13 protein-coding genes are annotated in these 22,096 nt (G+C 49.1%); 9 read left to right on the plus strand and 4 right to left on the minus strand.

What is annotated here, in order from left to right; all coding sequences use genetic code 11:
• Positions 1-90: 90 nt before the first annotated feature.
• The gene (locus BLV54_RS10870) at positions 91-459 is read right to left on the minus strand and encodes a hypothetical protein (RefSeq protein WP_090571588.1); all 369 of its coding nucleotides are present in this window, start codon (positions 457-459) and stop codon (positions 91-93) included.
• Between the two features lie 113 nt (positions 460-572).
• Positions 573-1,094 carry an NTPase gene (locus tag BLV54_RS10875; RefSeq protein WP_090571590.1) on the minus strand — a complete coding sequence of 174 codons (522 nt, stop codon included), beginning with the start codon at positions 1,092-1,094 and terminating at the stop codon, positions 573-575.
• A 588-nt stretch (positions 1,095-1,682) separates the two neighbouring features.
• Here BLV54_RS10875 and BLV54_RS10880 point away from each other — a divergent pair.
• Positions 1,683-3,134: a diflavin oxidoreductase gene (locus tag BLV54_RS10880; protein WP_090571592.1), complete on the plus strand. Its 1,452-nt coding sequence runs from the start codon at positions 1,683-1,685 to the stop codon at positions 3,132-3,134.
• A gap of 54 nt (positions 3,135-3,188) precedes the next feature.
• Positions 3,189-4,868, plus strand: a complete 1,680-nt coding sequence (locus BLV54_RS10885; RefSeq protein WP_090571594.1) for an NADPH-dependent assimilatory sulfite reductase hemoprotein subunit — start codon at positions 3,189-3,191, stop codon at positions 4,866-4,868.
• Positions 4,869-5,008: 140 nt separating this feature from the next.
• Here the strand turns inward: BLV54_RS10885 and BLV54_RS10890 are convergent, their stop codons facing one another.
• Positions 5,009-6,961 (minus strand): aconitate hydratase, encoded by a 1,953-nt coding sequence (locus BLV54_RS10890; protein ID WP_090571596.1) that lies wholly within the window; start codon positions 6,959-6,961, stop codon positions 5,009-5,011.
• A 419-nt stretch (positions 6,962-7,380) separates the two neighbouring features.
• Between BLV54_RS10890 and BLV54_RS10900 the strand changes: the two genes are divergently transcribed.
• Together BLV54_RS10900 and BLV54_RS10905 are read left to right on the plus strand one after the other, a co-directional pair.
• Positions 7,381-8,085 (plus strand): N-formylglutamate amidohydrolase, encoded by a 705-nt coding sequence (locus BLV54_RS10900; RefSeq protein WP_090571600.1) that lies wholly within the window; start codon positions 7,381-7,383, stop codon positions 8,083-8,085.
• 313 nt (positions 8,086-8,398) lie between these two features.
• A complete protein-coding gene (locus BLV54_RS10905; protein WP_090571601.1) occupies positions 8,399-10,630 on the plus strand; it encodes a RelA/SpoT family protein in 2,232 nt (743 codons plus the stop codon).
• A gap of 649 nt (positions 10,631-11,279) precedes the next feature.
• On the opposite strand, the gene BLV54_RS10910 is transcribed toward BLV54_RS10905, so the two are convergent.
• Complete coding sequence (locus tag BLV54_RS10910) at positions 11,280-11,777, minus strand: hypothetical protein (protein ID WP_090571603.1); 498 nt, start codon at positions 11,775-11,777, stop codon at positions 11,280-11,282.
• A 614-nt stretch (positions 11,778-12,391) separates the two neighbouring features.
• On the opposite strand from BLV54_RS10910, the gene BLV54_RS10915 reads away from it, so the two are divergent.
• From BLV54_RS10915 to BLV54_RS10935, 5 genes are all read left to right on the plus strand, one after another.
• Entirely contained in the window at positions 12,392-13,696 is a 1,305-nt protein-coding gene (locus BLV54_RS10915; RefSeq protein WP_090571606.1) for a M18 family aminopeptidase, read from the plus strand.
• 619 nt (positions 13,697-14,315) lie between these two features.
• A complete protein-coding gene (gene tkt / locus BLV54_RS10920) occupies positions 14,316-16,307 on the plus strand; it encodes a transketolase (protein WP_090571609.1) in 1,992 nt (663 codons plus the stop codon).
• Positions 16,308-16,520: 213 nt separating this feature from the next.
• Positions 16,521-16,871: a DUF488 domain-containing protein gene (locus BLV54_RS10925; protein ID WP_090571610.1), complete on the plus strand. Its 351-nt coding sequence runs from the start codon at positions 16,521-16,523 to the stop codon at positions 16,869-16,871.
• A 272-nt stretch (positions 16,872-17,143) separates the two neighbouring features.
• A complete protein-coding gene (dnaK, locus tag BLV54_RS10930) occupies positions 17,144-19,039 on the plus strand; it encodes a molecular chaperone DnaK (protein WP_090571612.1) in 1,896 nt (631 codons plus the stop codon).
• Positions 19,040-19,194: 155 nt separating this feature from the next.
• On the plus strand, positions 19,195-21,609 hold the full coding sequence (locus BLV54_RS10935; RefSeq protein ID WP_090571614.1) for a Lon protease family protein: 2,415 nt from the start codon (positions 19,195-19,197) through the stop codon (positions 21,607-21,609).
• Positions 21,610-22,096 lie beyond the last annotated feature (487 nt).

Below are 22,096 nucleotides of genomic sequence, written 5' to 3' on the forward strand. Positions count from 1 at the left end.
CCAGGCCAAAACAATCAGAAAAAAGGAAGGATGCTCCATCGAGCAGCTCTTTACCGCTTATGCACTTTAAATCATTTTATATGGGATCAGCTATAATTCATGTACCGCTTCTTTTGCCATCCGTTCCCGAAAAATTGCATCGTCTGCTGCCTCACGTAGACGATACAGGGAAATCACCGCGGCCCGGCCTGCCAGATCCGCCATCCCGAATACGAAGTTCAGATTTCCTGCATAAAGATCACTGCTGGTGATGCCTAGAACCCGTTGCCCGGGTTGATGTTGTAACAACGCAAGCAAAACCTCGGCATGATATTGTCGACGATCTAGCTGATAAGCTTCCGGCGGCAGGCTTAATGTCCTGCCGATCTCTGCTGCAAAGCCAAGACGCCGCAAGTCTTCGGACAAGTCAGACAGGTCTTTTGGCAAGATGTCTGCAAATGGTACCAGGGTTACCTGCATAGGAAAATATCCTTTCATAGGTCATTGCGTACTAATTCCATTGCTAAATTAAACCTGACGCGAAGGCGAGCCGCAGACAGTATAAATAATACGGCAAGGAGAAGCCGACAAAGTCAGGTTTGATTTAGAAATGGAATGAGCCAATGGAGTATTTGTTGTGGCAGTTTGTTCCGATTATCGTATGTGACTTCCCACATCAATGCATCGGGACGACGTTTAACCTGCTCAATGAAACCACTGCCCTTTTTACTGATGGTTGCTACTAGCGGCTTACCGCAATCAAACAGTTTCTCCATGGCCGCTATAAAACTTGAAGACAGGCACTCCATCTTACCGATTTCGTCGACCAGATACAGATCGATATCTGGAGCCAGCGCCAATGCGGAGTTTACCGCTGCATCGATACTGGCAATATCCACGCCATATTTGCCCACCCGATGCACATGAGGAAAGTCGGTATGGGCAATGGTCTTTTGCAGGCCGGCAAAGGTTTCCAGGAGGAATCCGCAACGCTCTCCACCCTTGCGTATCTCCCGGGTATAAAAGCCGCCAATACGTTTTCCCCGCAACTGGTCAGCAACTTTGCAGATTATTGTTGTCTTGCCCACGCCTGGCATACCTGTAATTAATAGCATAAGTGATAGGTTTTGGAGAAAGAGTTGAATATATGCCCTGCCGGTCGATAACTATTTACCTATCCATACTCAATATATTAAGGAAGTATGTTTTCGAATCGGGCAGACGGGTTTTGCATGGCGCATTCAAATTCTTTGATATTTATTGTATTGCCTGATTCAATTTTTTCCGAACCAAATCCGGAACGTAAGAAGGGAACTGGCTCAAACTGGCTGAGAGCAGGTCGGCTATAATCTACCGCTGTCCTTCTTATTTCTATATTCGCAGGGATACCTCGACACCCAAGGGAGAGGGAAGAAAATCGAATCACGGGTTTTGGATAAAACATTTTTTTGCCAAATCAATGCCTATCGTTATAATCTTAATGTTAAGAGCTCCTATTTGAGTTAGGAGAGTCATTGCATCATTTCCTTGGCACTTTTATGTCGTTGAGGGTAGTGGCATGCCATTACTTTATTCCGAAGGCGGCACTGAATGCGGGCAGTATTTCATAAAGGGAAATCTTATTGAAACAAAGGATGAGCAATGACTATTTTAATTTGTCATCCCAGCGAGTGGGAATGATATGTAAATAGGATGTATAACCCATGCTAACCGAACAACAAAAAGTCTTGTGGGAACAATTGCGACACACGCTAAGCCGGGATCAGGCGATCTGGTTTGCGGGCTATGTGCAAGGGATAGTGCAGCCCGAGGGTATGGCTGCCACTCTCACCACGCAAAAGAAATTACGCGTATTTTTTGCCACTGAAACCGGCAATTCCAAGATGATAGCGCAGCAAGTGGCCAAACAGGCCAAAGATCATGGCTGGAACGCCTCGCCACAGTCGGTGAAAAAAATTAAGCAAGCCAAAGAATTGCAGGGTGATGAGCCCATTATTTTTATCACCGCGACCCATGGCGAAGGCGAACCGCCGGAGCCGGCGCTGGCTTTTTTTGAGCTGCTCCGCCAGTCAGATGTGTCGCTTAAAGGGGTGAAGTACGCCATGCTCGGGCTCGGTGACAGCAGCTACCCCCAATACAACAAAGCTGCCCGCGACCTTGATGCCTATATGGAAAAGCTGGGGGCGGAACGCATTTATGAACGCGGTGAACTGGATGTGGATTTCGCCAGCCATTACCCGCAATGGATAGCGGGGGTATTGTCAGCGCTGCCTTCCGCGCAGCCGGCCAGCGTGCCGGTTACTGTAGAGACGGCGGCGCCTGCTGGCAAGGGATATTCCCGGTTGGAACCGGTAGTGGGGCGTGTGAGGGAAATTATCAACCTCAATGATCGCGGTTCTGCCAAGGAAACCTATCATATCGAAATCGAACACGATGAACCACTGGCCTATGCGCCCGGCGACGTGGCGGGCATTATTCTGCCCCATTTCGCTGAGGGAGTGGACCACCTTACGCCGCGTCTTTATTCCATTGCTTCATCGCCTTTGGCGCATGCCGGCAACATTCACCTGACGGTGGCGCTGGCGTGGCATCGGTGCGAAAGCGACGAGATTGGTTACGGGCTGTGTTCACGCTATTTAGCCGATTTGGAAGTAGGTGATGAAGTGAAATTTTTTATCCAGCGGAACAGCCTGTTCAAACTACCGGAGGATGAACGTGACATTATTATGATCGGCCCCGGCACAGGCATAGCGCCGTTTCGCAGTTTTGTCTGGGAACGGGCAGAGCGTGGGGCGAGCGGGCGCAACTGGCTGTTCTTCGGAGAGCAGCATCAACACTGTGATTTTCTCTATCAGGCTGAGTGGATCGACTTTGTGGAGACGGGGGCACTGCATAAAATCGACCTCGCCTTCTCCCGCGATCAGGAACACAAAGTCTATGTCCAGCATTGCCTGAAAGAAAAAGCGAGTGAATTGTTAGAATGGGTAGACGGTGGTGCGGTGATTTATGTCTGCGGAGCAAAAGATCCCATGAGCAAAGACGTGGAGCAAACTCTGCTGGAAATCTTCGCAGCTAAAAAAGGCAGTTACGAAGCTGCACAAGAATTCCTCGACCAATTGCATGATGATAACCGTTATGTGAAAGATGTCTATTGATGCAGCTGTTATTCAATCTTTTTCGGTACAACATGATAAGCAATGAAAACGATTATGACTGAACAAAACCTTTCACCTGTTGAAGGCATCAAGACTCGTAGCCGGGGGTTGCGCGGTACACTGGCCGAAGGATTGAAGAATCAGCTTACCGGGCAGCTTTCGGCGGACGATCAGCAGCTCGTCAAGCATCACGGCATCTACCAGCAAGACGATCGCGACCGCCGCAACGAACGCGAGGCAAAAAAGCTGGAACCGGCTTATTCCTTCATGATTCGCCTGCGCCTGCCAGGTGGCGATATCACTCCGCAACAATGGCTGGGGTTGCAACCGTTACTGAATGAGAACACCACTGGTGTCTTCAAAATTACCACGCGCCAGACCATTCAGGTGCATGGTGTCGTCAAGTCAAAGCTCAAACCCACTTTACAATGGTTTAATAAATATGGACTTGATACCATAGCCACTTGTGGTGATGTCAATCGCAATGTTATGGCGGGCTCGCATCCCTCCACTTCCTCGTTCCACGAAGAAGTCCATGCGTTTGCAGTTAAAATCAGCAAATACTTGTTGCCCAAAACCAAGGCGTATACGGAGATATGGTTGGATGGGGAGCGTCTGGACAGGAATGCTGAGCCAGAACCCGACCCGCTCTACCAGAATCGCTATATGCCGCGTAAATTCAAGGTGGGCATCGCCATTCCGCCGCATAATGAGATTGATATTTTCACGCAGGATGTGGGCTTAATTGCCATCGAGAAAAACGGCAGGCTGGCAGGATTCAACGTGACTGTGGGCGGAGGGCTGGGTTGCACTCATGGTAACGCGGCGACTTATCCGCGACTGGGCGATATGCTGGGCTTCATCAAGCCGGATCAAGTGCTGGACACGGTGTGGCAAATCGCAGCCGTGCAGCGCGACAACGGCAACCGCACCGATCGCAAGCAAGCACGTTTGAAATACACCATTGATCATATGGGGCTGGAAGTATTCAAAGCCGATCTGGAAAGTCGCTTGGGGTTTACGCTGGCTGCGCCGCGTAGCTTCGCTTTCAACGCCCGTGCCGACTATTATGGCTGGCTGCAAGACCACAGAAACCGCTGGCATTATACGCTGTTCATCGAAAATGGGCGTGTGGTGGACAATCCGGAGTATCGTGCGAAATCAGCGCTGGATGTTATTGCGAGAAGCAATTTATGCAACTTCCGCTTGACCGGTAACCAAAACATCATGCTGCTGAATGTGGCGGCAGAGGATAAGGCGGCGATAGATGAGATTCTAGAAGCGCATGGCATCATTAAAACGCAAGCTGCACTCATGCCCATTCGCACCCATGCCATTGCCTGCGTGGCACTGCCCACCTGCCCGTTGGCCCTGGCAGAAGGGCAGCGTTATCTCCCCGAACTGATTGGTAAGGTGGAGAAGCTGCTGGAAAAATACGCGCTCACACAGGACGAAATCAGTATTCGCCTCACAGGTTGCCCGAATGGTTGTGGTCGCCCTTTTGTAGCTGAGATTGGACTGGTGGGGCGCTCAGTGGGGCATTACGATTTGCGGCTGGGCGGTGACCGCCTGGGCTATCGTCTCAATACCCTTTACAAGGAAGGGCTAGATGAATCCAAAATCTTGAGCACACTCGACAGCTTGCTGGCAGACTATGCCCGCGGACGCATGGAGGGCGAAACTTTTGGTGACTATTGTCAGCGGCAACTGTTTACACAGACAAGTGAAACCTGAACCCGTTGGTCAAGGTTTGATTTGGAAATAAGGGGTTTATATTTTAGAGGACCCCTCAGTCGACCCTTTATTTTCTCTTATTTTCCGATTTATTCTCCGATCGAGGGGCGCACAGGAAACGTAATGATGTTAATGAAGGATCACTTATTGCTGATGCGCCGTTTTAGCCAGTTAATCAAGCCGCCCTCTAGAAGCATTTCAACTTGTCTTTTCGAGAGGGCATGTTCGACCGGAATGCTGTAATTCCTCGTCGTATTTAAGACCATTAATTCCCGACCTTCAGTCACTGCTTTGCGCAGGTTTTTTAGTGACAGGATGTCCCCTTGTTGCAATTCATCATAATCCACCGGTCGTTTCAGGGTAAGCGGCAGTACACCAAAATCGATAAGATTCTGCCAGTGGATGCGGGCGAAGCTTTTGGCGATGACAATCCGCAGGCCGAGAAAATAGGGTGCAAGAGCAGCGTGTTCTCGACTGGAACCCTGGCCATAGTTGTTTCCGGCGAGAATGGCATGACCCTTAGTGTCATGAATCTCGCGTGCCCGTTTGGGATAGGTGGGGTCGATCCTCTCGAAGGCGAATTCACTGATCTTGGCGATATTGCTGCGGAAAGGGAGCACGCGAGTGCCTGCGGGAAGGATTTCATCGGTGGAGATGTTATCCTTCAATTTGAGCAAGATCGGTAAAGTGAATTCGTCGGAGAGCAGTTCGAAAAGAGGTAGGCCTTGGATATTGGGACCTTTGATCAAGTCTATGCTTCGTGCAATTTCTGGTGGCAGCGGCGCTACCAGCATTTCGGTATTGACAAGAGGATGTTCCGGATCGCGGACTCGGGGATAATCCATGCCTAATGTCCGCGGGTCGGTGATTACCCCGGTCAAGGCCGAGGCGGCGGCGGTTTCAGGACTCACCAGATAAACTTGGTCCTCCTGGGTGCCTGAGCGGCCGGGGAAGTTTCGCGGTACCGTTCTCAAGCTGATGCGACCAGTGGCGGGCGCCTGACCCATGCCTATACAACCGCCGCATCCTGCTTGATGAATCCGCGCTCCGGCACGGATCAGAGACAGGAGATGGCCGTCTTTCACCAGATTTTCCAGGATCTGGCGTGATGTCGGATTGACGTCGAAGGAGACGTCTTCGTGGATTTGCTTCCCCTTGACGATTTCAGCGGGGACGGCAAAGTCGCGATAACCAGGATTTGCCGATGAGCCGATATAAGCCTGATAGATTTTGGCGCCAGCCACCTCCCGGACGGGGACTATGTTGCCGGGACTCGATGGTTTTGCGATCAAGGGCTCCAGAGTGGAAAGGTCGATTTCCTCATCGATATCGTAGCGCGCATCGGCGTCAGCGGTCAATTCCACCCAGTCTTGCTCCCGGCCTTGGGATTTGAGGAAACGCCGGACTTCATCGTCGCTGGGAAATACTGTCGTGGTAGCCCCAAGTTCAGCCCCCATATTGGCGATCACATGTCGGTCCATGGCGCTCAGGTATCTCAATCCAGGTCCATGATATTCGATAATGCGGTTAACGCCACCGGCGACACCGTGGCGGCGTAGCATCTCCAGGATCACATCCTTGGCGCTGACCCAGTCCGGAAGCTCGCCCACCAAGCGGACACCCCAAATCTGGGACATTTTGAAATAGAAGGGTTTTCCCGCCATGGCGAAAGCCACTTCTAATCCACCAGCGCCAATCGCGAGCATGCCGATGGCGCCGGCTGCGGGCGTATGACTGTCTGAGCCGAGCAATGTTTTGCCCGGTTTTCCGAAACGCTCCTGATGCACCGGGTGGCTGACGCCATTTCCCGCTCGGCTGTACCAGAGGCCGTAGCGTTGGCAAGCGCTATGAAGAAAAATATGGTCATCGGCGTTCTTGTAATCTTCCTGAATCAGGTTATGGTCTACATACTGGACCGAAACCTCCGTTTTTACCCGATCCAGTCCCATAGCTTCCAGTTCGAGCATGACCAGAGTGCCAGTGGCATCTTGGGTCAGCGTCTGATCAATGCGGATGCCGATTTCTGAACCTGTAGTTATTTCCCCCTCGATTAGATGCGAGCGGATCAGTTTTTGTGCAAGGTTGTCGCCCATGATCGTCTCCCAAGAAAGATTGTCAAAATCTATGCTTCACATAAATATTAGGCTAAAGAAACCGACGATAGTTTAGTCAAACATACTGTTACATGATCAAGGAAGATCTGATTTTGCTTAAAACATCATTAAAAATGATGAGTGGAAGAGATTGCAAAGAGCTTTGTCATGAAGAAAAATTGTGATTGCGCTGCAGTTAGTGAAGCAGTATATGTCCACTTATTCCATTTCCAAATCAAACCTGACTTTGTCGGCTTCACCTTGCCGTATTATTCATACTGTCTGCGGCTCGCCTTCGGGTCATTTTTGATTTGGAAATGGAATTACCTCTTGCCTGTGCAGATTGCGAGCAGAGTATCTGTTTGGTGTAAAGGTGGCAGTTTTTGGGAATCTGTTAAAGACCAAGCTGAGGAGTAAAATTGGGCTCAATAACTCATTTTGTCATTAGTTGCGAGCATGGTGGCAATCGTATCCCGACTCAGTACCGGCACCTATTTCATGGATTGGAGATTTTATTGGATAGCCATCGCTGCTATGATCGTGGTGCGTTGCGCATGGCGAAGGATCTGGCTCAGTTATTGAATGCTTCCTTGTTTGTTGCGACTACGAGCCGTTTGTTGATCGATCTTAACCGCTCTATTGGCCATGCGCAATTATTTTCCGAAGCGACCAAATATGTGTCGGCTAGCATTCGACGCGAGATTCTGACACATTATTATCTGCCTTATCGCACTCAGGTCGAGCAAACCATCGCTGAGTCAATCCGGAGAGGAGAGCGAGTTATCCATATTTCTTCGCATAGTTTTACAGCCGTGCTTGATGGGGAAGTGCGTCACGCTGATATTGGTCTCCTTTATGATCCATCGAGATTGGCTGAACGTGATTTATGCTGCCGCTGGCAGGCAAGCCTCAAAACAAAGGCACCTTATTTAACCATTCGACGTAATTATCCCTATGCAGGTAAGGCTGACGGTTTGACCACCTACTTACGCCGTCAATTTCCAGCGGAAGCCTATTTGGGGATCGAGTTGGAAATCAATCAGAAACATGTCCGCGACAGTGGACAGCATTGGCAGGCGCTGCGTCATTTAGTGCTAGAAACCCTCCATGACGTGATTGGGTGAAGCATTGATTCCTGCCGCTTAGAATAAGCGAAGCAAAAATAGTATTATCTGTTTTTTTAAGGTTGATCTTGTCTTTTGGGCATCTTGAACCTAAAAGAAAAAAATGCTTCTAATTCTCTGATTTTTTGTGCTGATTGTGCTGGGTTAAGTGTTCTTCCTGATCGCGTCATTCATTGCAGTCATTTTTGATGAAAAGGGGTGTTTATTTTTTCAATATGTTTTAAGGTAGTCGGCCAAATCGTGAACAGCATGATGGCGCATTTTCGGGTGACGCTCAAAGCAGCATTTCGATTAGAGGATCAGTAAGCGTTTTATGGTTTCAACACGTAGCAAATTCCTTCAATCTACCGCAGATTACACCGACACAGAAGCCTGGCTGAATGAACTGGCCGCACAGTTTGCGTCCGCCGAGATCACACTGCTGCGTCAGGCTTGCGCAATGGCTACACCGCTGTATAGCAAGCAGCACACGCTGACCGGTATGCCCTTGCTGCTGCATGCGATAGGCGCGGCATCCATTCTCATTGGTATGCGCATGGATGTCGAAACCGTCACTGCCACTCTACTGCACGCGGTGCCTGAGTATCTGGACGACTGGTATGCGCAGGTAGAAAATCAATTCGGCGTCAGCATCGCTGAGCTGGTGAAAGGTATCTCGCGCATGGAACAGATCCGCCAATTCAGCGAAATTGAGCAACTAGACGCATCAGGGGGCAGAGGCGACCAGGCGCAGCAAATCGAGAGTCTGCGCCAAATGTTGCTAGCTATGGTGCAAGATATCCGCGTGGTGCTGATCAAGCTGGCTGAGCGCATGCAGACCATGCGCTATCTTTCCGGTGCCAGCAGTGAATTGCAGCAGCGAATCGCTTGTGAGACGCGCGGTATTTTCGCACCACTCGCCAACCGGCTGGGCGTGTGGCAGATTAAATGGGAGTTGGAAGATCTCGCGCTGCGCTACTTGGAGCCGCAGCTATACAAAGAAATCGCGCGTCTACTGGACGAGCGGCGCGTAGATCGCGAGCAGTACATCGCCGACGTGATTGCCCAGCTCAAGCAAGAATTGTTGCAAGCTAATATCAAGGGGGAAGTCAGTGGACGGCCTAAGCACATTCACAGCATTATCAATAAGATGCGTCGGAAGAATCTTGAGTTCAATGAGCTCTACGACATACGCGCAATGCGTATCCTGGTGGATGATATCAAGGACTGCTACGCTGCACTAGGATTGGTGCATCACCTGTGGCAGCCGATTCCCGGCGAATTTGACGACTACATTGCGCGCCCCAAGAGCAACGGCTACCGCTCGCTGCATACCGCCGTGATCGGTCCACGTGGCTTGGCGCTTGAGGTGCAGATTCGTACCCACGACATGCATCACAACTCTGAGTTGGGCGTAGCCGCGCACTGGCGCTACAAGGAGGATGGCAAGTCGGATAGCAAATTCGACGAGAAAATTGCCTGGTTACGCCAGATTCTAGCGTGGAAGGACGAAGTTAGCGACGGGGGTGATCTGCTTGAGCAATTCAAGAGCGAGCTTTTTCAGGACAAGGTTTTCGTGCTGACACCACAAGGGAAGGTGATCGACCTACCCAAGGGTTCGACGCCTATCGATTTTGCCTACGCTCTGCACACTGACCTCGGCCACCGCACGCGCGGCGCCAAGGTGGACGGCAGAATCGTACCGCTCAACACTCATCTGCTGAATGGTCAGCGTGTAGAAATCCTCACCTCCAAGTTGGGTGCACCTAGCCGCGACTGGCTCAACCCAGCGCTCGGCTATCTGCAGAGCCCGCGCTCACGAGCCAAAGTGCGCTACTGGTTCAAATATCAGAACTTCGAGGAGAATGTGGCAGTCGGCCGCGTCAAACTGGACCGCGAACTCCATAGGGCAGGTGTCGGCAGTATGAATCAGGAGAAGCTGGCACATAAGCTACATTACAACCATCTTGAGGATTTGCTTGCTGCTATCGGCCGTGGCGATGTTAGCGAGCACCAGATTGCCCTTGCCATTCAAGAGACTACGCCGCCTAAGCCAGCGGAAGCACCCCCGGTCTTTACCACTAAGCACATGCCCCCGCTCAAGGCGCCGTCAGGCATTGTGGTCGAGGGTGTCGGCAATCTGCTTATCAACCTGGCCAAGTGCTGCAAACCGGTGCCACCGGATGTTATCGTCGGCTATATTACACGCGACCGCGGAATGTCCATTCACCGTCAGACCTGTGCTTTCGTCACTCGTCTGCCAGAAGAACGGCATGCCCGCCTACTGCATGCCCACTGGGGCGCTGGCGCAAATCTCGTCACCAGCGTCGATATCGAAGTAGAAGCCCATGACCGCCAGGGCTTACTGCGCGATATCAGCGACCTGTTTGTGCGAGAAAAAGTTAATGCCACTAAGGTCAATGCCACCAAAGGCAATACCCAAAGCCGCAGCAATTTGGCAAAAATGCAGTTTTCGCTTGAGATCACCAATCTGGATCAGCTGCAGCGCCTGCTCGCGCTGATTCAACAGGTGCCCGATGTGATTACAGCGCGGCGACGGGAGTAATGGCTACTCACTCTAGCGTATGCACGAAATAAGCCGTTTGATGTAACCGGCTAATAGTTCGTCAGTGCCGAATGCAAAACTCTGTCCCGAAATGATTCCTGGCGGCAAGAAAAATTAATGAATCGGCTGCGAATACGATTGATCGCATTTTGGCGGAACAATGAGAACCATCGCTTGCTATCCTCAAATCCAGCGTGATCACCAAAGTTCTTAACCATTTTGACTTACTTGCCTGTATACTACCCTTAAATAACTTACAGATTAGGAAAGATCTTCTTCAGAGTAGCAGCTATCCCACCTGTCTGGCAGTTCGAGGAAACTATTATCTTTTCCATATTTGTTGTTTTTAATTATTTATTGTCATCTAGTGACGACATTTCAAATTATATTTAAATACCATTTACATATTAATGCAATTGTTTATAAGTATAATTCTTACACTACCTGAATAGCCCCTGACTAAGCAGTCTGTCTGGTTTGGGAAAATTGAGACTTGATCGTCTATAGACTGACGCAAGCGTCAATCCTTATCCTTGAATGAGGAGATTATTCCTGCTAATAAAGTTTCCCCGCTGTACATAGCGGGGAATCAAACCTAAAGAGATCAATAAAGATCCCTACATGAGTAGGGGAAATACAATACTACTGATTAATAACTGCTACCAGCATCATCCGATTTTTCTTTTAACTTACTAGTAGCTTCTTCCATTTCCTCTTTGGCTTTTTCAGAAGCCTCATCCGTCGTATTCTTCAAGCTTTCGACAGTTTCATCCATTTTTTCACCTGCTTGCTCAGCAGTTTCTTCAACAGCCTCACCAATGTCATCAATTTTTGCTGCAGCTTTTTCTTCTAATGGACTGCCGGTTTCTTTCATTTTTTCTGCGGCTTCTTCAGTAGTTTTGTCTATAGTATCTTTCAAGCTTTCCACAGTTTTATCTATTTTTTCGCCTGCCCGTTCAGCGGGACCTTCGGAAGTATCACCAATTTCTTCAATTCTCTTAGTAGTCTCATCAATAGCTTTTTTACTGCTTTCTATAGACTCGTCCATCTTTTTACCCATTTGCTCTGCAGTTCCTTCTTGTTTTGAGCAGCCTGTAAAAAGAGCAGTAAGAACAACAAGGGATAGCAATAAAAATAATTTGTTCATCAAATATCTCCTGTAAAAATGAACAGAAAGGGTTTATAGGGTACTACTTTTGAATTTTTAAAAGATTCTGTTGGATGAAGTTTATTCGTTCAATACATCTTTCCTGTCGACGGCAAAAAATGGCGTGGCTGTGTGGAATATGAAGTTGATTTATTATGCATATTTTCTAGCTACATATTTTTATTTTACTTAATTTGTTCAGCGCGTAGGGCGTATTCCTTAATGTGCCGCATGGCATGTGCTGTACATCACAAACCTCGATGCGGTGTAAAGGCTCGGTACTTGTTCTTGGCGTTCATCCGGTACAATGGATTTACGTTATACGCGTATTGCTTACCAGGTACACCGCCTCGATCACCTGGAAATCCTACGAATTTTTAAAACTTGCCGGGTTTTAAATCGCTTCCCTGTCCCCGCTCTCTTTCTATTTCTGAGTTTCCTCTTTGAGTATCTTTCGTTTGAAAGGCAAAAATGCTTCTCGTTACTATCTTTATAATACTCCATAAAACAAAATTTTTTGATTGCTCAGTAGCGTGTTTGACTAAATATCTGGCTTTACGTATAGTTAAAAGGCGTTTATCTTTACTATAAATATTTGAATATAAATATAAATTATGACAGCTAAGCAGCACGCACAGCATTTACTAAATTTCATCGACAACAGCCCGAGCCCATGGCATGCGGTTGCCTCAATCGAGGCAGCGATTAAGGCACTTCAGTTTGTCCAGCTCGATGAAACTGCTAAATGGCAATTGCAAGCAGGCGGGCGATATTACGTAGTGCGCGATGATTCATCAATCGTGTTGTTTGTGCTGGGACACAAAGCGCCTGCCGAAGCGGGTTTTAAGATTGTCGGCGCGCATACCGACTCGCCGGGATTACGGATCAGGCCAAATGCCGCGACTGTAAGCGATGGTCTCGGTCGACTTGGTGTCGAGATTTATGGTGGGCCGATCCTCGCGACCTTTACTGATCGTGATTTGAGCTTGGCCGGGCGGGTCAGCTATGTCGATGGGCAGGGAAATCTCGCGTATAAACTGGTGCGCTTCGAGCGGCCGCTGTTGCGTCTACCGAATCTGGCGATTCACATGAACCGTGGGGTCAATGAAGACGGCTTGAAGCTGCATAAACAAAATGAATTGCCGCTGCTGCTCACGCAATTGACCAGCGATCAACTGCCCCAGCCTTATTTTCTGGCGCTGCTGGCGCAGGCGACAGGCATCAGTGCCTCGCAAGTACTATCCTGGGATCTGGCAGTCTACGATACCCAAAAAGGCACGCTCTGGGGTGGAAATCAGGAATTTTATGCCAACAGCCAGATCGATAATCTGGCCTCTTGCCACGCTGGGCTGCTCGCCTTGCTAGATGAGACCGTGCTGAGTCATGCTGAAAGTACCCTGGTCTGCGCGTTTTTTGATCATGAAGAAATCGGCAGCGAAAGCCATATCGGCGCTGCTGGCAGCTTCTTAACTGATGTATTGCAGCGGATCAGTTTCGCGATATCCCCGGATCGCGAGGACACTGCACGCGCACTGGCTCACAGCTTTTTGATTAGCGCGGATATGGCTCACGCCTATCACCCCAACTTTCCTTCGGCCTATGACGCGGATCATAAAGTATTCGTCAACAAAGGCCCGGTGATCAAATCCAATGCGAACCGCCGCTATAGCTCCGAAAGTGTCTCCATTGCGTGCTTCATTCGTTGGTGCGAGAAAGCCGGTATTCCTTATCAACGCTACTCTCACCGCTCAGATCTGCCCTGCGGCAGCACGATCGGGCCGATTACCTCGGCGAAGCTTGGCATACGCAGTGTCGATGTCGGTTGCCCGATGTGGGCGATGCATAGCATCCGCGAAAGCGCTGGCGTGCAGGATCATGAGTATATGATCAAGGTGCTGAAGCAGTTTTTTATCGATTAGGGCTATAAGCTGTCCCTCTTGCACGTTACTATTCGAATATTTATGCTGCAAAGCACAAGTAATTCCATTCCTAAATCAAAGATGACACGAAGGTGAGCCGCAGACAGTATAAATAATACGGCAAGGTGAAGCCGACAAAGTCAGGTTTGATTTAGAAATGGAATAAGTGATGATGGCGCTGAAAATACCTTATTTAAAATGTAAAAAGGTACCTGAACTTTTGATGCATGAGGTAGCTTGAGTCAAAAAAGAATTCTTGATCGCTTGCCAATCATGATTATTCCTATGTGTTTGCACGTATTTTCTTAACTAGCGTATCTCGATAATCTATTGAAACATCAGAGTTTAATAAAAGGGACTATTATTCTTATTTCCCGCGAGCTACATTATGTTTGTAGTCTGCAGTCACTAGCTTCGTCAATGCAGTCAAGACATACATCGTTATTCTCGCCAGCGCGATTGTAGGCTTACTTGAATTAATTGGCATAATAAGACCGGACGTGCAGCACATCCTTCAAGCTGCCGTCGCTTAGCATCAGAATATCAAAACTGGGGTTGGTGTTGATGTCAGCATCATAGGTGTGATGCTGCTCACCAGAATGGTCCTAAAGGAGGTTGTGTGAATTCTCTAGATGAACTTTGCATCAATACCCTGCGTTTTCTGGCTGTCGATGCCGTTGAGCGCGCACATTCTGGTCATCCCGGGCTTCCGTTAGGTGCAGCGCCCATGGCTTACGTTCTTTGGACACGCTTTCTTCGGCACAATCCGCGAAATCCTTCATGGCTAAACCGTGATCGCTTTTTGTTGTCGGCTGGACACGGCTCCGCTTTGCTTTACGCGCTCTTGCACACAACGGGATATGATCTTTCACTCGACGACCTGAAGCGTTTTAGGCAATGGGGATCGAAGACACCAGGGCACCCGGAATATGGCAAAACTCCTGGGGTGGAAGCGACAACCGGTCCACTGGGGCAGGGGTTCGCAATGGGAATAGGGATGGCTCTCGCAGAGCGTCATTTGAGCAGTTGTTTCAATCAACCTGGTTTCCCACTTATCGATCACTACACTTATGCCATCGTATCGGATGGAGATCTGATGGAAGGTATTTCCTCCGAAGCGGCTTCTCTGGCAGGAACCTTAGGTCTGGGCAAACTGATTTACCTGTACGACAACAATCATATTTCTCTTGAAAGTAGCACAGACGTGGTATTTACCGAGAGTGTTCAGCATCGTTTCGAGGCATATGGATGGCACGTGCTGTCGGTTGCCAATGGCAATGACATTGATGCCATTGAGCAAGCTATCTACGCCGCACGCAGCGAATTGTCCCGTCCCTCCCTAATCTTGATTCGAACGCACATAGGTTACGGAAGCCCAAAGCACGATACCGCTAGTGCACACGGCGAGCCGCTCGGCGAAGAAGCATTGAAAGCAACAAAGAAAAATCTCGGATGGCCTTTGGAACCGGAATTCTATATTCCTAAAGAAGCGAAAGAGCATTTTCAAACAGCAATAACGAAGGGTGTCAACTGGGAGAAAGAATGGAATGAGACACTCGATGCTTACCAGAGAGAGCATTCGGCTCTGGCAGTTACATTTCGCCGCTTGTTGCGGCGGGAGCTGCCGAACGGCTGGAACGAGAATCTTCCTTCTTTTTCGACAAAAGAAGGCCAGATTGCCACACGAGACGCCTCCGGAAAGATCCTGAATGTACTCGCGGAAAAGTTACCCGTATTAATCGGAGGTTCAGCAGATCTTAATCCATCCACGAAGACCACGCTGATGGGCTATGGCGACTTTGGTTTTGATCAGTTCTGTGGCCGCAATATCCACTTCGGTGTCCGCGAGCATGCGATGGGGGCAATCGTCAATGGCATGGCGCTTCATGGCGCAGTCTTGCCGTACGGCGCGACGTTCTTGATTTTCTCTGATTATATGCGTCCACCAATACGGTTGGCTGCGCTGATGCAGACTCATTCCATATTTATTTTTACTCACGACAGTATTGGTCTTGGCGAGGATGGCCCCACGCATCAGCCTGTGGAACAGCTAGCCAGTCTTCGTGCTATCCCGGGTTTTATCGTCATGCGCCCGGCTGATGCCAACGAGACTCGTGCGTGCTGGCAAGTTGCCGTATCTCATCGCGGCCCTGTGGCGCTGGTACTGAGTCGACAAAAATTGCCCGTTCTTGATCCAAGCTGCTATCCCATTGTATCCGGTGTGCAGCGAGGAGCCTATATTCTTGCGGAGGCGCAGGCAGCTCGGCCGGATTTGATACTGATCGGAACAGGCTCTGAAGTTTCTCTTATCTTGCAAGCTCGCGAGATGTTGATTGAAAAGAATGTGCAATCGCGCGTGGTTTCGATGCCATCCTGGGAGTTGTTCGATGCACAGCCACGCGAGTATCGGGAAAGCGTCTTGACGCCTGGAATACCTAAGCTTGCGGTTGAAGCTGCTGCACCTTTTGGCTGGTGCAAATATGTCGGTGATTCTGGTGATATCATCAGCGTGAATCGATTTGGCGCTTCGGCTCCAGGCGAAACCGTGATGCATGAGCTTGGATTCAGTGTTGAAAATGTGGTTGCGCGAGCGATGGCGTTGTTATCGTGAACTACACTTACTTTGGGAAACCATATGCCGTGGCGCATATGCAGCTTCCAGTGCATGATGACGTTCTATAGGATGGTGCTCTAGAGTATTCTGTGAATTGCAGGGTGAGAATGTAGAGGTGTTCTGTGGAGTTTTTAAAAAATTGATCTGCTGTCTGAGCAGGCGGCTTATGACCAACCGTTTTCTTTGCGCACAATCATGAGAGATTGAGAAATGATCAAGTTGAAGCGTGTATATGACGTAGCAGAAACCGCTGATGGTTTACGCTTTCTCGTGGAGCGTCTGTGGCCGCGGGGTATCAAGAAGACTGACTTGAAAATGGACGAATGGTTGAAGGATATTGGACCTAGCGATGATCTACGCCGCTGGTTTGCTCACGATCCGAAGAAATGGGATGATTTTCGTAAACGGTACTTCGCTGAATTAGATTCCAAGCAAGGACTCTGGAAATCCCTTGTTACCGCTGCTCATCATGGAACAGTCACATTGATCTACAGTTCGCGAGATACTAATCACAATAATGCCGTAGCATTGAAAGAGTATCTCGAAGAAAAGATGAAATGACAGACTTTGAGCGATTATAACAACGTCGCCTGAAAAAGCTCGGGATGAAAGGCTCGCATTCTTGCTTGTTCCGGTTTTATCCTTTGGTCTGACTCTCACTTTCTTGAGTAAAACAATAATGCTATGTTCCCTTTGGTCAACGGTGGGCGTCGTTGTTGAGAGGCATGGTGTCATTTAGTACTATAAACACATTCACAATGTGGTTCGATAAAGTATCATGTGGTTATAGCGTATCGATTATTTATTACTGAATTAGATACGAAGGAGGTCATATGGCAATCATCGGTATTGATCTAGGTACTTCCAATTCGGCAGCAGCAGTCTTGCGAGGGGGGCGTCCCGTTATCGTTCCCAGCGCCGAAGGTGTCAGCCTCGGAGGCAAGGCATTTCCAAGTTATGTTGCACTGACTAGTGATGGGCAAATTCTCGTCGGCGAGCCTGCCCGTCGTCAGATGGCGTCGAATGTTGAGGGAACGGCGACTGCTTTCAAGCGCAAAATGGGCAAACGTGAGGTCATCCGTCTCAGGGAACGGGAATATACGCCAGAGCAGCTTTCTGCATTTCTGTTACAAAAAATCAAACGTGATGCCGAAGCCTTTCTGGGTGAACCGGTAGAAAAAGCGGTCGTGACGGTGCCTGCTTATTTTGACGATAATCAACGGGCTGCAACCAAGGATGCCTGTCGCATTGCTGGCCTTGAAGTGGTGCGTCTAGTCAATGAACCAACTGCTGCTTCCTTGGCCTATGGCTTGGATCGACTTGGTCAGGAATTGCGCATCGCTGTAATCGATTTGGGTGGTGGTACGCTTGATGTCACTATCATGGAATTCGGCAAGGGCGTGTTCGAAGTGAAAGCAACCAGTGGCGATACGCAGCTTGGTGGTACGGATATGAATCAATGCATTTTCGAGCACCTGGCTGAGCGTTTCCAGATGGTGACTGGGGTGGATGTCCGGACTGATCGTAAAGCAGCAGCACGCCTGCTCGAGGCAGCAGAAACAGCCAAGATCGAATTGACCAGCAGTGTGACCACGCATATCAGTTTGCCATATTTGACCTCAGTGGCTGGGGAGCCACGCCATCTCGAAATGGACTTGAACCGTACGGAACTTGAGCGTTTGGTACGACCGGTAATTGAACGTTGTCGTCACCCGGTCGAACAGGCCATGCATGATGCAAGCATTAGTCCGCGCGAGGTAGATCGCATCGTATTCGTGGGTGGACCAACGCGTATGCCAGTAGTGCGTGCTTATTTCGAGGAGCTTTTCGGGCGCAAGGCAGAGATGGGCGTTGATCCGATGGAGTGTGTGGCAGCGGGTGCAGCGATTCAGGCCGGTGTGCTGGCAGGAGAAGTGGGCGGTATCGTACTGGTGGATGTGACACCGCTCACATTAGGGGTGGAGACATTAGGAGGAATCGCCACACCGCTGATCGCGCGTAATACTCCCATCCCGGTGAAAAAGACGGAAACGTTTACCACGGCGGCTGATATGCAGACCAGTGTCACTATCCACGTTTTTCAGGGGGAACGTCCCATGGCAGCGGATAATGTTAGCCTGGGTGAATTCAATCTGGAGGGTTTGCCTCCCGCGCCACGAGGGATACCAAAGATCGAAGTAACCTTTGACATTGATTCAAATGGCATTCTAAGTGCTTCAGCAAAAGATCTGGCTGTTGGTAAATCCCAATCCATCAGGATTACTGGCTCAACACGGTTGTCGGAAGAGGACAAGAAACGTATGGTGGATGATGCGGCACGCTATGCCGAAGAGGACAAGAAGCGGCGTGAAGATGCGGAAAAGCTCAATGCAGCAGATGCAGCCTGTTATGAAACAGAGAAGATGCTTGCCAATTTTGCCGATAAATTGACTGATGATCTGAAGAGACGCCTGGAAGCTTCTTTACGTGAAACTAAGGAAGCATTCGTCAAGAAAGATGTTGCGCTGGCTACTGAACGGGCAGAAGCACTCAAGAAGCTGCTCAAAGAAGCGGGTGCGACGCTTTACGCGCAATCAGGTCAGGCGCCTAAAGGAGGTCCTTATGCAGAAACTCGCTGGGAAGAACCCGAGCCGCCTCCTAATGTTGGCACCTCATCAGGTGAGCCACGTCCAAGCGGGTCTGGCCCTCGAGGTAAAGTGGTGGATGCCGAGTATCAAGAAAGTAAGTAAATTTTAAGTGATCGATATGCCATTGGTGGCGAGCATTCGTCCAATAAAATAATGTGCTATTTTGTTGATAATTTCGTTGCCACTCTTTTCAGACTTTCAGACTGGGTGTAACCAGAGTGGCATTATTTTTATTTGACTTTTTTTAAAGAAAAGCAATGACAACTATTCTTCCGCTGGAACCGCAACGGTTATATATATCCTGTGACCCTGATCAGTTCACATTCCAGACAACAGCAGAACTGCCCGATCTGACGGAGATTATCGGTCAGGCACGGGCAATGGAGGCAGTGTACTTTGGTTCTGGCATTCGCCAGGAAGGTTACAATCTGTTCGTACTTGGCCCAGCCGGGATGGGCAAGCGCAGCCTAGTCCAGCAATTCCTTGAAGCAAAAGCAAGCAAGGAACCTGAGCCGTCGGATTGGTGCTATCTCAATAACTTTGCTCAGCCGCACAAACCGAAGGTGCTTAAGCTTCCTTCTGGCAGAGGAGAGGAATTGCGGCAACATATGGAACGACTGGTGGATTATTTGCGTAGTGCCATTCCAGCGCAGTTTGAGAGCGAAGAATACCGAAACAAGGTGAGCGCCATCCAGCAAGAGTTTGATGAGCTGCGGGAACGGGAAATCAGGGAATTAGGTGAAGAAGCTGAGAAAAAGGAGATCGTTTTGCTGCGCACACCTGAAGGGTTTGCGCTGGCGCCAAGCCGTAACCGGGAAGTGATTCCACCAGAAGAATACGAAAAGCTACCCCAGAAGGAAAAAGATCGAATAGAAGCTGCCATTACTGAATTGCAAGCGCATCTGGAAAAGGTTCTAAACCATCTGCCCCAGCGTCGTCGCGAGCGTAGTGAGCGAATCAAGCAGCTAAATCGCGATATCATGCTCTCTATCGTCGAGCACATGATTAGCGAGTTGCGTGCGATCTATGCTGATTTACCTGACGTGCTCGATCATCTCGATGCAGTGCAGCAGGATATGGTGTTGCATGTGGATGATTTCCGCAAACCTGATGAATCCGTCAATATTTCCGGCGTGACGATCATCACCCATCAGACGTTTAATAATTACCAGGTCAATGTGCTGGCTACAAACCATAAAAAGCCAGGTGCGCCGATCATCAGTGAGGACAATCCGACTTATAGCAATCTGATTGGGCGAATGGAGCATATTGCCCAGTTTGGGGCGTTGGTTACCAATTTTACGCTGATTAAACCTGGGGCATTGCATCGGGCCAATGGGGGTTACTTGTTGTTGGATGTGCGCAAAATGCTGATGCAGCCGTTTGCCTGGGAAGGGTTGAAACGGGCGTTACAGTCGGGCAAGATTCATATCGAATCACTGGGACAGCTATACAGTCTTGTCAGCACTGTATCACTCGAGCCAGAACCGGTTCCGCTCGATGTGAAAGTCGTTTTATTTGGTGATCGTTTATTCTATTACTTGTTGCAGCAATACGATCCGGAATTTAATGAGCTGTTCAAGGTAGCAGCAGATTTCGAAGAGACGATCGAACGTAATGCAGAATCCCATATGCTTTACGCACAATTGATTTCTACACTGACACGCAAAGAGAAGTTATTGCCTTATGATCGTCATGCCGTCGCCCGAGTGATAGAACATAGTGCCCGCCTGGTGGGCGATTCAGAAAAACTTTCCATGCATATGCGCAGCGTTGTCGACTTGCTGCATGAGGCGGATTACTGGGCGCGCGAGGCAGGCCATGAGGTAGTGCAGGCAAGTGATGTCCAACAGGCGATCAATTCCCAGATTCGCCGCCAGGATAGGGTGAGAGACCGGCTATACGAGGCAATTCTGCGCGGCACCTTGATGATCGATACGCAAGGTGCGGTGACAGGTCAGGTCAATGGTCTTTCGGTGATCGAGCTGGGTGGATTTGCTTTTGCACAGCCGACCAGAATTACTGCCACTGCCCGCTTTGGCAAGGGAAACCTGATTAATATTGAGCGTGAAGTTGAGCTTTCAGGGGCGATTCACTCCAAGGGCGTGTTAATCCTTTCCTCCTTTCTCGCTGCACGTTATGCAAAAAATCAGCCGCTGGCACTGTCCGCTAGTCTCGCGTTTGAACAATCTTATGGCATGGTTGAAGGGGATAGCGCTTCATTAGCCGAATTGTGCGCATTGCTTTCCAATCTGGCAAATGTTCCGATTAACCAGTCATTGGCGATCACCGGTTCAGTCAATCAGCTCGGTCAGGCACAAGCAATTGGTGCCGTCAACGAAAAAATCGAAGGATTTTTTGATATCTGTGCTGCACGTGATTTAACAGGCAAACAAGGCGTATTGATTCCTGCTCCCAATGTCCAGCACTTGATGCTGCGCCAGAATGTGGTCGAGGCCGCAGTCGCGGGCAAATTTCATATCTATGCCGTAGAAAATGTCGATCAAGCCATCACATTGCTGACTGGCGTGCCAGCAGGTGAAGCTGATGCTAATGGAGAATATCCTGAAGGCAGTATCAATCACCAGGTAGCAGCACGACTGGCAGAGCTTATCGCAATCAGTAAGTCGTTTGTGCACGAAGGAGGGAAAAATCAGGAAGAGAAAAAATAATGGATAATAAAAAAACCTGATGTTGTATTTTCCTTTGCTTTTTTGACAACTCTTCAGATTCATTTGATATTGGAAGGGACTAGCAGGGGGCTAAGCTATGCTGATCTGGTTTGAATTTGCCCTTTACCTGCTCCTTATTGCAATAGCGGGCTAACGTTTGTTCCTTTACGGAGATGTGATCGGTAAGTAACTAGAATTATCCCGTTCCTGGATTGGAGTGGTTGGATGCTAATTTGGAAGTGATTTGGAAATGCAATTGGGCTTTGTCGAGATCTTGAAGTAGCTAGGCGTTGCTGTATAAAGTAGATGCTGGAGCAATATAGCAAGAAGGAGATCTTCTTCTATTTCTAAATCAAACCTGGCTTTGTCGGCTTCATTTTGCCGTATTATTTAACGTGAGTTCGACATAAGAAAAGAAGTAAAAGGAATCTGAATTCCTTATGATGAAGCGAATTTGGAAAAGAGTTTCATCATTAGAGGAGTCAGA

Origin of the sequence: Nitrosomonas sp. Nm33 (assembly GCF_900107265.1) — a bacterium.
Classification (GTDB): domain Bacteria; phylum Pseudomonadota; class Gammaproteobacteria; order Burkholderiales; family Nitrosomonadaceae; genus Nitrosomonas.

Bases quoted from the DNA above. Each gene is read 5' to 3' on its own strand.
- BLV54_RS10870 (WP_090571588.1), bottom strand. From the start codon at position 459: ATGCAGGTAACCCTGGTACCATTTGCAGACATCTTGCCAAAAGACCTG.
- BLV54_RS10875 (WP_090571590.1), bottom strand. From the start codon at position 1,094: ATGCTATTAATTACAGGTATGCCAGGCGTGGGCAAGACAACAATAATC.
- BLV54_RS10880 (WP_090571592.1), top strand. From the start codon at position 1,683: ATGCTAACCGAACAACAAAAAGTCTTGTGGGAACAATTGCGACACACG.
- BLV54_RS10885 (WP_090571594.1), top strand. From the start codon at position 3,189: ATGACTGAACAAAACCTTTCACCTGTTGAAGGCATCAAGACTCGTAGC.
- BLV54_RS10890 (WP_090571596.1), bottom strand. From the start codon at position 6,961: ATGGGCGACAACCTTGCACAAAAACTGATCCGCTCGCATCTAATCGAG.
- BLV54_RS10905 (WP_090571601.1), top strand. From the start codon at position 8,399: ATGGTTTCAACACGTAGCAAATTCCTTCAATCTACCGCAGATTACACC.
- BLV54_RS10910 (WP_090571603.1), bottom strand. From the start codon at position 11,777: ATGAACAAATTATTTTTATTGCTATCCCTTGTTGTTCTTACTGCTCTT.
- BLV54_RS10915 (WP_090571606.1), top strand. From the start codon at position 12,392: ATGACAGCTAAGCAGCACGCACAGCATTTACTAAATTTCATCGACAAC.
- BLV54_RS10925 (WP_090571610.1), top strand. From the start codon at position 16,521: ATGATCAAGTTGAAGCGTGTATATGACGTAGCAGAAACCGCTGATGGT.
- dnaK (WP_090571612.1), top strand. From the start codon at position 17,144: ATGGCAATCATCGGTATTGATCTAGGTACTTCCAATTCGGCAGCAGCA.
- BLV54_RS10935 (WP_090571614.1), top strand. From the start codon at position 19,195: ATGACAACTATTCTTCCGCTGGAACCGCAACGGTTATATATATCCTGT.